The organism is bacterium (assembly GCA_023150945.1).
Classification (GTDB): domain Bacteria; phylum Zhuqueibacterota; class Zhuqueibacteria; order Zhuqueibacterales; family Zhuqueibacteraceae; genus Coneutiohabitans.
This window is the reverse complement of record JAKLJX010000012.1, coordinates 187,715-199,523: the sequence shown is the minus strand read 5'-3', so window position 1 is coordinate 199,523 and position 11,809 is coordinate 187,715. Positions and strand designations below refer to the sequence as shown.

The 11,809-nt window shown below is 61.1% G+C and carries 8 protein-coding genes; 5 read left to right on the top strand and 3 right to left on the bottom strand.

The features are described from left to right. Positions 1-32: 32 nt before the first annotated feature. The 3 genes from L6R21_16770 (at position 33) to L6R21_16760 (ending at position 5,760) form a co-directional block, all read left to right on the top strand. On the top strand, positions 33-1,586 hold the full coding sequence (locus tag L6R21_16770) for a cyclic nucleotide-binding domain-containing protein (protein ID MCK6560849.1): 1,554 nt from the start codon (positions 33-35) through the stop codon (positions 1,584-1,586). A gap of 698 nt (positions 1,587-2,284) precedes the next feature. Then, on the top strand, positions 2,285-3,265 hold the full coding sequence (locus tag L6R21_16765; GenBank protein ID MCK6560848.1) for a hypothetical protein: 981 nt from the start codon (positions 2,285-2,287) through the stop codon (positions 3,263-3,265). After that, a complete protein-coding gene (locus L6R21_16760) occupies positions 3,262-5,760 on the top strand; it encodes a bifunctional serine/threonine-protein kinase/formylglycine-generating enzyme family protein (protein MCK6560847.1) in 2,499 nt (832 codons plus the stop codon). Before L6R21_16765 ends, L6R21_16760 begins: the two co-directional genes overlap by 4 nt. A 338-nt stretch (positions 5,761-6,098) precedes the next feature. Here L6R21_16760 and fabF read toward each other — a convergent pair whose 3' ends face one another. Further along, positions 6,099-7,367, bottom strand: a complete 1,269-nt coding sequence (gene fabF / locus L6R21_16755) for a beta-ketoacyl-ACP synthase II (GenBank protein MCK6560846.1) — start codon at positions 7,365-7,367, stop codon at positions 6,099-6,101. Between the two features lie 198 nt (positions 7,368-7,565). On the opposite strand from fabF, the gene L6R21_16750 reads away from it, so the two are divergent. Both L6R21_16750 and L6R21_16745 read left to right on the top strand, forming a co-directional pair. Further along, positions 7,566-7,823 (top strand): hypothetical protein, encoded by a 258-nt coding sequence (locus tag L6R21_16750; GenBank protein ID MCK6560845.1) that lies wholly within the window; start codon positions 7,566-7,568, stop codon positions 7,821-7,823. A gap of 596 nt (positions 7,824-8,419) precedes the next feature. Then, complete coding sequence (locus L6R21_16745; protein MCK6560844.1) at positions 8,420-9,610, top strand: hypothetical protein; 1,191 nt, start codon at positions 8,420-8,422, stop codon at positions 9,608-9,610. 143 nt (positions 9,611-9,753) lie between these two features. Here L6R21_16745 and L6R21_16740 read toward each other — a convergent pair whose 3' ends face one another. Beyond that, complete coding sequence (locus L6R21_16740; protein ID MCK6560843.1) at positions 9,754-10,800, bottom strand: putative sugar O-methyltransferase; 1,047 nt, start codon at positions 10,798-10,800, stop codon at positions 9,754-9,756. A gap of 8 nt (positions 10,801-10,808) precedes the next feature. Beyond that, entirely contained in the window at positions 10,809-11,765 is a 957-nt protein-coding gene (locus L6R21_16735; protein ID MCK6560842.1) for a magnesium transporter CorA family protein, read from the bottom strand. Positions 11,766-11,809 lie beyond the last annotated feature (44 nt).

The window sequence follows — 11,809 nt, the reverse complement described above, 5'->3', positions numbered from 1 at the left end:
TTGAACTGCACATTGAAAAAGTCATGCCGTCTTTGAATTCTAAAAAAAATCAGCCCGCTACCACCGGCGTCAAGCGCATGGAACAATACCGCGACCGCTGGTCGGCGCTGGGCGCGACCGCCGGCATTCTGGGCATTTCAGAAAAACTCTCACCCGAGCGGCTGCGCCAGTTCGAGTTGTTTCGGGAGTATGATGAGGCCTTTCTCGAAGAGCTCAGTCCGGACGTGGCGATTGCGCGCTGGCAGCCGAACGCCATTCTGTTCGAAGAGGGCGCATATCTCGATCTGGCGTTTTTCATCGTGCAGGGGACGGTCGAGGTCTATTTGCAGAAAGTCCGCAATGGCCGGCGGCCGGCCGCCAACGGCAAAGCGAAGAACGGCGCGGGCATCGTGTTTCTCTCCGCGGTGGATTTCAATTTGCCGGCTGGCAGCGGCCTCACGCTGGGCGCGGGCGAGCTGTTCGGCGAAATCGGCGCGGTCAACGGCTGGCCGCAATCCGTCACCGCCCGCACCGCCACCGAATGCGTGCTGGCGCAGATTCGCGTGCCGGCCCTGCGCCGCATGAAGCGCAAATCACGCGGTTTGAAGGAGCGCCTGGACAAGATCTATCGCGAGCGCTCGCTGCTGGCCCAGCTCAAGACCACGCCGTTGCTGCAAACCTGCGAGGAGGGCTTTCTCACCGCGCTCACCAGCCGCGTCGAATTGGTTTCGTGCGAGCCGGGGGAAGTGGTGGCACGCGCCGGCGAAGAGGCCGGGGCTTTGTATGTGGTACGCTCCGGTTTCTTGAAACTGTCGCAGCCTTTGGGTGAGGGAGAAGTCGCGGTGTCCTATCTCTCCAAAGGCCTGACGCTCGGCGAAGTCGAGTTGTTGGTGCCCGAGCTGGGCAAATGGATGTGCACGGCCACTTCGGTGGAGTTCACCGAGCTGATCAAAATCAGCCGGGAAGATTTGCAGGCGTTGTTGCGCAAATATGCGGCGGTGCGGCGGCGGCTGTGGGAAAGCGCGGTGGCGCGCATCAAGGAGACCGGCTACAATCGCAAGCACGTCGGCCAGTCGGAGTTCATTCAAACCGCGCTCGACAAGGGCTTGGTGCAGGGCAGCAGCATGCTGGTGATCGACCTCGATGCCTGCACGCGCTGCGACGATTGCGTGCGCGGCTGCGCGGACACGCATGCCGGCCGCCCGCGCTTCGTGCGCGAGGGCGACAAGTATGAAAACTTCCTGATCACCAAGTCCTGCTATCACTGTCATGACCCGGTGTGTTTGATCGGCTGTCCGACCGGCGCGATTCACCGCGCGCAGGTGGGGGAAGTGGTGGAGATCGTGGACGATCTCTGCATCGGCTGCCGCGCGTGCGCCAACAACTGTCCCTATGATGCCATCATCATGCACGAAACCGGCGAAGTGTGGCCCGCCAACATGCTGCCGGAGATGTTGCGCGGCCAGCCGCGTCTGCTTGCCAGCAAATGCGATCTCTGTTATCAAGCCAATCACGGCCCGGCCTGTGTCAACAACTGCCCGCACGGTTGCGCCTATCGCGTCGGCAGTGTGGCGGAGTTCCAGCAGTTGCTCGCGCGGAAACGCTAGCACACCGTGACCTTGAAAAATATCTCCACCACCATTGTCATCCTGGAAGGATCCTGTGAAGACTTGAGCACAGCGCAAAGTACCTCACGAGATTCCTTCCGCAGGACAAGCGGGATCACTCCTGCCAATCAAGATAACAAAGCACTCGTGCCTTGTTGCCTTGATTGGTAGATGTGATTCCGCGTGTCATCCAGAAGAAATCCTGTGAAGGACCCGGCGCCCCTTTCAAATCTTCACAGGATGTCGTGAAAATTCGGGCACCGTGCCGAGTTCTTCACAAGATTCGCCTGAATGACAAAGCGAGAGGCCATTCCAATAAATCATGGTACCAGCTCACTGGCGCTCTGTTACCTTGATTCGCAAAAGTGACCTCCCGGCGAAGGGGATTTACATTTTGGAAATCCCGCCGACGGGAACGTAACGAAATTGCCAGGCGGCGCTGGCAAAGCCAGCGCGGCTGGACGAATATTCACGAATTCGCAGCCCTGCCGTGAGGTGGGCTGGTATTTGCTGAGCAGAATGGCGTTGCGGAAATTTTTCCAGCCGGCTCGCAACCGCACGGTGGGCGGGCGGCCGGTTTGATCTTGCAGATTTGCCCGCGTGGGGCTGTGTTCAATCTCATCCAAGCCAACGGCTCTCGCTACGGCATTGCGCCCCGCAGGCGAGCGATCACGAGCTTAATCGAGCCAAGATTGCGAATGACAAGTTTTCGAATTTTGACAGCGCTACTGGCTGCCAGCCTGAGCCTTGCCGCTGCCCAGACGCCCATCCGGGTTTTGCGTTTTGAGAACAATCTCGGTCTCATTGATCGCGGCGCGGAAGGCGGGATTCAAGTGGGTGATGTGTTCGAGGTCAATCGCCAGTCCGGTGAATTGATGTATTGGGTCGGCCGGGTCGAGGTGACGAAAGTCAATCCCCGCCTGGCCACCGTCAAAGTTCTGGTGAAGGCCGACCACACCACGATTCAAAAGGGCGATGTGCTCGAACCGCGCACGGGCGAGTATGATCCGATGCTGGAAAAGCTGAAGGGCGCACGCGACCGCACGCCGCCGCGCGGCGAAGGAGCGAAAGCCCTCACCGGCGAGCGGCCGGCGCCGGTGTGGCCGCCGCTGCGCTTCAGCCTGATCGGCGGCCTGAACCAGAGCCTCAAAAGCAGCTCCGCTTCGTATGGGCTGAGCTTCAATCTGGAAGTCGTCGATGCCAACGAACAGCCGGTGCAGACCATCGACATGACTGCGGCTTTTGCGCGCAGCGCCGCGCTCGAGGGCCTGTTTTTGCTGCCGCTGTCGCCGCGTTGGGGGTTGAATTTGAATTATGCCTGGTCGCCGTTACGGCTGAAAGGCCCAATCGCGCAGCAGCTTTTGAATCTCGGCTTGCAGGGATCGGCCGCGATGATCAAAGTCGGCGCGGGCCTCGATTTTCAGGTTCACCCGCGCTGGACGTTGGGCGTGGGGCTGGGTTGGTTTCTGCCGCAAATCAAAATCACCGGCGCGAGCCGGACCGCGACGCTGACCGATCGGCGCTGGGGCGCGGCCGCACATCTCACCCAGCAACTGCCGCTCGGCGAACGAATCTGGCTGCAGTCACGCCTGCAATATCACGCATTTTTGGATGAGGGCCCGGCGATTCAATACCTGACGTTTCAAATCGGGCCGAGCTTTGCGATGGGAAGGCGATGAGAACCACCATCAAGACTTGCACCAAATGCCAGTCGCCTTATGACGCCACCCGGCCGCATGCGTGCGCCGGCGTCAGGGCCGCCGGCGGCGGCCTGCGGGCTTATCCCCAGCCGCAAATCGGCATGGTGATCGACCGGCGCTACCAACTGCACGCCAAGCTGGGCGAGGGCGGCATGGGCAGCGTGTTTCGCGCGCGCCGCATGTTCATCGAAGATTTCGTGGCGATCAAATTCATCCGGCCGGATTTTCTCACCAACGCCGAAATCCGCCAGCGCTTCTACCAGGAAGCGCAAGTGGCGGCGCGCATCAAGCATCCCAACGTCGTGAGCGTCTATGATTTCGGCGAGACCGCCGACGGCATGGTATACTTCGTGATGGAGTTTCTCGAAGGCATGTCGCTCGGCCAGCGCCTGAGCCGGCACGGCGCGCTCTCGCTCGATCAGGTGCTCGAGCTCGGCACCCAGATATGCGCCGCGCTTTCCTGCATGCTCGCCAACAATGTCATTCACCGCGATCTCAAGCCCGACAATATCATGCTGGTGCACGATGAGCACGGCAATGAGATGGTGAAGGTGGTGGATTTCGGCGTGGCCAAGATTCTCGAATCCAATGCGCGCTTGACGCGCTATCAGGCGCGCATCGGCTCGCCGGTGTATTCTTCGCCGGAGCAGTATCTCGGCCAGCCGGTCGATCATCGCACCGACCTCTACAGCCTGGGCGTGATTTTTTATGAATCGCTCACCGCGCAGCTTCCCTTCGATGCGTTGAACGAAAGCGAGTTGATCAACGCCATCGTGAACACGGCACCGCCGCGGCTCGATGAAATGCTGGTGGGCTTTCCCGCCGGCATGGCTGATCTCGTGCAGCAACTACTGGCGAAAAATCCGAAGGACCGGCCGGCGAGCGCCGCGGAAGTTGGCCGGCGGCTGCACAAGCTGCGGCAGGGTGCGCAGGGCCAACAGGTCTTTCGCCTGAATCGCAAGGCGGAGCCACGCACGGCCGTGGCGGCAGCGCCCGCCACCGGCGCGACACCCATCCTCGCCGGCAGCGAAGTGGCAGCAACCACTGCGGACAAAATCATGTTGGCAGCCACCCCCGCGCCGGCAAGAAGGCCCACCGGCGAAAACGGCATCAGCAAGCCTGCTGCCGCTGCCCGCAACGCCACCCCGCCGCGCCGCAGTTCACGAACGCGGCCAATGCCATTCAAGCAAAGCCTGCTCATCACGGCAGTGTTCCTCGCAGCTTCTTCGCTTTTGTCCTGGGCAATTTTGCGCGAGCCGGCCACCCAAGCCTACCTCACCCAGTCTTTACGGTGGCTGCTGGTGCGCGCCAATCAATTTGTCGAAGCAGAAGAAACGGCGGCCGCTGCTACAACTGCGGGCCCTCCGGGGCGCACTGCCGCCCCGCCCGCTCCCGCGAACGGCGCGGCCGCGGTGCCGGCCAGTTCCGCCAACTCCGGACCCTCGGCACAAAAGCCGGCAAGCAACCCGCTCATTGTCCCGGCCCCGCAGAGTCGCACCGCGGGGAAGCCGCCGGAATCAAACTCGAATCGCCTGCTTGCAGAGAAAGAAAAAAACGCAGCAGAATTGAACAACGAGACTGCCCCGCGCACGCGCAATACCCCGCCGAAGAATCTCCTCGTCAGCCGGCAAGTCTTTCGCGAATCGAACTCGCGCGCCGGGGAGCGGGCAACCGCCCGCCTTCCCGAGGGCATGGTGTTGGTGCAAGCCAGTAGCTGGCGCCGCGAGGCTGCGAACGATGAAGCGACCGGCGGGCCCAAAACCGTCACGCTCGGTGATTTCCTCATCGGCAAACATGAAGTGACCAATCGCGAGTATCTGGCGTTCGTCGAGGCAACCGGCAGGCATTTTCCGGAATGGATGGACGCCGGCAGCAAATATCACTACCGCACCGGCAGCGACGGCTTCTACAAACAGCTCGGGCCGGCCCTGCATGATCCTGATCATCCGGTCGTGGGGGTGTCTTGGGAGGACGCGGTGGAGTTCTGCAATTGGCTGTCGCAAAACCGCGCGGAAAAATATCGCTTACCGACCGAGGCGGAGTGGGAATTTGCGGCGCGCAGCGGGAAAACGGACATGAAATACAGTTGGGGCAACGGGCCGCCGCAACTCACACGCGGCGGCAACGTTGCCGATGAAGCCCTGAAGAAGGTTTTTCCGGACTGGCCGGTCATCTGGCGCAATTATGACGATCGCCATGCATTCACCGCGCCGGTGGGCAAATTCGGCACGAATGCCCTGGGGATTTGCGATATGACCGGTAATGTGTGGGAATGGTGCAGCGGCTGGTTTGCCACCGCCAACGGCCCGGCGCAGAATGGCGTGACGGTTCCGTTGGGGAACGAACGGGTGATTCGCGGCGGCTCGTGGAGCGACACGCCGGCGCGGCTGCAGATTGCCTATCGCCGCGGCATCGCGCCCACATTTCGCAGCAACAATCTCGGCTTTCGCGTGGCCGCAAGCTGGCCGCCGTGAAGGCGAGCGCATTGCACACGCTCTTCAGTCGCACCCGCCGACAATTGTTGCGTCCACCAACACCATCTGCGCCATCTGCGGATGAAAACCCCTGCGCTTCCCGCCCCCGCGCCTGCCAGCACCCTCATCACCATCTGCGGATGAAAACCCCTGCGCTCCGCCCTCGCACCTGCCGGCACCCTCATCACCATCTGCGTCATCTTCGCCATCTGCGGATGAAAACTCCTGCGCTTCCCGCCCCCGCGCCTGCCAACACCCTCATCACCATCTGCGTCATCTGCGCCATCTGCGGATGAAAACTCCTGCGCTTCCCGCCCCCGCGCCTGCCAGTTGAAAATTCAGCGTGCGCCTTCTCCCTCATACCGGCCCAACACCAGCGTGGCGTTGGTGCCGCCGAAGCCGAAGGCATTGGAAATGGCATACTGCAGTTTGGCCGGCCGCGGTTGATTCGCGACGTGATCGAGATCACATTCGGGATCGACCTCGTGCAGGTTGATCGTCGGCGGCAGCATTTGATGATGCAACGCCATCGCCGTGTAGGCCGCCTCCACCGCGCCGGCGGCGCCGAGCAAATGGCCGGTCATCGACTTGGTGGAGCTGACCGCGATCTTTTTGGTATGCTCGCCAAAATGGTGGCGAATCGCGGCGGCTTCCGCGCGGTCGCCCAACGGCGTCGATGTGGCGTGAGCATTGATGTAGCCGATCTGCTCGTTGGCAAGTCCGGCGTCAGCCAGGGCAAAGCGAATCGCCTTGGCGGCGCCGGTGCCGTCGGTGCGTGGCGCCGTGGGATGATAAGCATCGGACGAGGAGCCCGAGCCCAGCAGTTCGGCCCACACGCGCGCGTTGCGGCTGGCCGCATGCGCTTCGCTTTCGAGCACCAGCACGCCCGCGCCTTCACCCATCACGAAGCCGTCACGCGCCAGATCGAACGGCCGGCTGGCTTTTTCCGGCGGATGATTGTGTTTGGAGAGCGCCTTGGCCGCGATGAAGCCCGCCACGCCCAGCTCGATGACCGCGGCCTCCGCGCCGCCCACCAGCATCACCTCTGCGATGCCTTTGCGAATCATCTCCAGACCTTCGCCGATGGAATGCGCGCCGGTGGCACAGGCCGACACGATGGAGAAATTCGGGCCTTGAATGCCGTAGCGAATGGTGAGAAAACCGGAGGCCATGTTGGCGATCACCGCCGGCACGAAATACGGCGAAACGCGGCGCGGCCCCTTCTCGATCAGCGCGCGGGTGTTGTTCACGAAGGTTTCCATGCCGCCCATGCCGGAGCCGATCAGCAGGCCGGTGCGCTCGTGCGGCAGATTCTCCGCGGAGAGGCCGGCATCAGCCAGCGCCTTGTCCGCCGCCGCCACCGCGAGGTGCACGTACCGGTCGTAATGCCGGATCTCTTTCACCTCCATGTAGTGTTCGGGGTGAAAGTTTCTGACCTCTCCTGCAATCTGGGTGCTCAGATGGGAGGCATCAAAGTGCGTGATCGGGCCGATCCCCGAAAGTCCCGCCATCAATGCCGACCAGTTCTCTTCGATGGTGAGTCCCAGGGGCGTCACCAAGCCCATACCCGTGATGAAAACTCGTTTGCGCTGAAGGGTTGAATGCATGTTGTTCTCCGCTACGTGACAAATCGCGAATGCCTCCTGCTCTTAACTTGCTCCGCGGTTGAATGCGCCGGCTTGTAGTTGCCAAACGGTTCGCGGAAAATACGCTTTATTCCCCAAAACGTCAACACTGTTTCTGGAACGTGGCCGCGGTCGCGGTGCGGCTGCCAAGCCTGCGCGACCTGATGCCGGCAGAGGCCCATGAAAAACAAGGCCAATTTTGTCTTGCCGCTTACGCATTTTTGGCAGCAGGCGGGTACGATAACCGCGATAGCATTGTTAGCAGGCTGGAACGCTCCTTTGGGCTGCCATCGTCCGGCCGGACAACAGCCGGAGGACAGCAGCGGTGATGGGCGCCCGCGACTGCTATTGTCAGAAACATTTAACGAACCAGGGCCAAAAACTTTCTGCGAACGCACAAAATTGTTGGTATCTCCTGGCGACAATGAAAGGGCGTGAGCCTTCGGCGAAGAGGAAACGCGGCGGGCACCCAGGAGGCCGCCGCCAGCAGGGGAAGGCTGCCAGCGCAGCCGGGGGACGGCAGTAGTGGCCGAAGGAACAGTGCGTTGTCCGTGGTGACTGGACGTCATGATGAGCCGCAGCTCCGTCTGCGCCAACCTGCCGCCAGCGTGCGCGTGCCGCAAAACTCGCGCGGCGGCGCAGGCGAACGGGCGGGCCGCAATGGGCAACAGGGATTTGCACTTTTCAGTGTAGTTGATCACCTCCTCCCGTGGGATGAAAGCCGAAAAGGCAACCCCGATTGAGCCCCATCCGGACGGGCTTGGTTCCGACCGCACGCCACCAATCTCCACGACCAACAGACACGGCGAGCCCCCCCAGCGAGTTCATGCGAGCCTATGAGCGACGACACGATTGCACGAGCTTCGCACCGGCGACCGCGGCGAAGCCCGCCGGCGATTTGCTCGAAATCAGTTTAGATCCGTAATTCTGCCGTGACACAAATTTTTCTGGAGGTTTTCATCATGATTCAGCTTACATCTCGGCTTTCCTTCTCAGGGCGGTCCGCGTACGGCTCGCCCCGAGGACGGTTTGGGATGCGCATCGCGCTGTGCAGCCTGGTGGCGTTGCTCGCCGGCGCGCCGGAAACGCAGGCGCAGGTGCCGTTCCACGGCGGGCGCGGCCCGACCTTTGTCCGCTCCGCCTGGAACCTGGAGCCGGGCTACCTGACCCTGTACACCCACACCCGTTTCTACGGCAAGGTGGTGAATGTGCCGCCGCCGGCCTCCAATCCCAAAGGCGATACCACCGCCGTGGCCTATTGGAATGTGCAGGGTGGCGCGGCTTTGAATTACGGCATCAGCCGTCACTTCGAATTGTCGGTGGTGCCGATGATCTACCAAGACACCAACCGCCGCGGCAAAGCCTTCAACATCCCCGATGACATTTTTCTGCGCTTGAAGATCGCCTCCCTGGGCCAGCGCGGCGCCGCCATGACCTATGGCATCGAATTGGGCACGCGCCTGCCCACCGCCAAGATGCACAACCTGCCCTTCGAGCCGTACTCCGCCGGCAAGGTGAGCTTTGGCGCCACCGCCCTGGTGTCATTTGCGCGCGACCCGCTGTATCCCGAAGACGGTTTCAGCGCGCATTTCAATCTGGGCTACTGGAATCACAACGACGTCGGACAAATCCTTTCCAGCGATGCGCCGCAGATTGCGGTCACCAAGATGACGCAGGAATTTCTCTATGGCGCGGCCATGATTCTGCCTTCGGAAAAATTCAACTTCCGCTTCGAGCTGTTGGGCAGCGCCTTCATCAGCGCGCCGCCCACCACCGCCTTCAGCCGCAGCGCGGTCATGTATCTCACGCCCGGCGTCTCCTACAAACCTTATCGCTGGATGGCGCTCGATGCCAGCTCGGATTTGCGCCTGTCCGGCAGCGCCACGCCCGCCCGCAATGAAGCCCGGCTCTACACCCTGCCGCGCTACTCGGCCTGGCGCGTCAGCCTGGGCATGAAAATCACCCTGCTGCCGACCTCGCTATACTCGATGAGCGAGCGCGATCTGCTCATGCGCAAAGCGGAAAGCCGGCGCGAGCTGTTCGAACAGATCATCAAAGAGCAGCGTGAAACCGAATCCGCCGAAGCGGAATTGGAACGCATTAAAGAAGAGCGCCGCAAGGCCGAGCGCGAACTTGAACGGTTGCGCCGCATTCTGGAAGGCGAAGCCCGCCGCCAGCAACAGGAAGGCCAGAACGGCGACGACGGCAGCTTGCCGCCACGCTGACCATCCGATCTGTGCACGGCGGATCGCGGATCACAGCGGTTGCAAAACAAATCCCCTGGCATTGCCCGTGAAGGGCAACGCCAGGGGATTTCCATTTACGCTGCAAGTGTCACCACGGCCGGCCGCCGCCACGTGGCGTTGCTTCAACTGCTCTCTTCCTTCACCCACACCGCCTCGAAATAGCCGCCGGATTGCGTCAACCGCTTGTGGGCTTGGTAAGCGTGCTGCTGTTTCCGCAAAGTGTATCCCGGCAGATACCTGGCATAGTCTTCAAACGTGATCGGCTGCCGCACGCGGGCCCGGCCCACGGTTTCCTTGCCGCGGCGCGCTTGCAGCAAATAGATCCATTCGGCATTTCCCAGAACATATGACAAATAGTTTTGCACCACCGCCGGCTCCATTTCGCCGAAGCTGGCCGCATTCCAAAAGCCGTCGAACTTGAAATGCTCGAGCAGGGGAAATTGCCAATTGCCGAAGCAATAGACCAATCCGCGCCGCAGACCGGACAAGTCCGTCATTTGCGCCGTTTCTTCGGTGCCGACAATCCGGCCGCGGCCCAGCGCGTGCGTGAGATAGGTTTCACACAAAAAAATCTGCGCGGGCAAATCGAAACAGAGAATCGTCATCCCGGGATGGAGCTTTTTGAGAATTTCGATCTGATAGCCCGAGCCGGAGCCGAGCTCCACCACAGTCTCCTCCCCCTGAAATCCAACATACTGTTGCACGAAGCAATAGCGCAGATAATAGCTCAGAAAGTGAACCGAGTAGGCCCGGCCCTGAATCTTGAAGAGATCACCGGGATTGCCGAAGGTGGACATGGCGAGGTCGCGGATCGACCTGGCGCCGCTCAACTCACCACGCAGTTTGCAGTAGTGATAGGCCATCCGCTGAATGTCCGGAATGCGCAGACCGTAGGGCAGCACCCGCCGATCCTTGATGACGTGGCGATGCAGGAGCTTGAGCAGCCAGTTTTTCCACCATGGCGTGTTGGGATGGTAGGTGTAGACCACGTCGCTGAATCCGAACGAGGCAAACACCGGATACTTGCCGGAGCGCAGCTCGTTCAAATCTGCGGCAGCAATGGTCTGGAGGATCTCTTCTTCGTAGGACTGCCAATAGCTGGTCGCGTGGAACTGGGGCGGCGCCTGGCGGTAGGCTTGCAGCAAGTGGGACAGTCGCGAGGTATCCAAACCTTCCCTCAGTGTTTGAAGTTTTCACGCTTGCGCTGCCGTTTGTCCAGGCTGCGCACCAAAACCACCCACGTCACCCAGCCCAGCACCACCATGCCCAGCGAAAAAATCGCATAGGACAGCCGCCAGTCGGCGCCTTTGGTCATCATGCTGTATTCCGACATGCCGCCGATGCTGGCGATGAGGTTGAGCGGCAGAAAGATGATATTGATGAGCGTGAGATTTTTCAACAGCACGTTCATGTTGTTGTTGATGATGGTGCCGCGCGCGTCCATCAGGCCGGAGAGCACCGAGCTGTAGATCTGCGCCTGCCGCGCGCATTGCTGGTTTTCCAGAATGATGTCGTCGAGCGATTCCACCTGCTGGCGCAAAAGCTTGAGGCGCTCGACGTTGCCGCGCAGCTTGGCCAGCACCGCGCCGTTGGCTTCGATGGCGTTGAGATAATAAATCAGGCTCTCGCCGAGCGCAAACATCTGCAGCAGGTAGCGATTTTCCATCGACGAGCTGATTTTGGATTCCAACTCGACTGTGAGTTGTTTGATTGCCTTGAGATGCCCGAGGTAATGATGCACCGTGTGCAGCAGGAAGCGCAGCAGAATCTCCACGGCCGAGCCTGCGCCCTGGAACTCCTTGGCGGCGAAGGGAATCGCCAATTCGCTCATGATCACCAGCAGCCGGTCCTGGTGCAGAAACAGGCCGAGCGAGGCGACATCGAGCTGCAAGCGCTGGTCGAAAGAAGCATTCTTGGGCCGCTTCCAAATCAAGGCCACCCGGTCGTTGGCAAACTCCACGCGCGAAATTTCATCGGGATCGAGGGCCGATTCCAGGTCATAGGCATCCAGTCGCAGAGTTGCGATGAGCTGCTGTTTTTCCTGCTCGCTGGGCGCGGCGTAGACCAAAATCGTGGGCTGCTCACCAGTGCTGGGGACGAGGGCCCCGTCTTTGAGTTCAAATCCGGCTTTCAATTTCTCTTCTCCAGGCGCCTGCGGGAAAGCGCCGGCAAAATCAT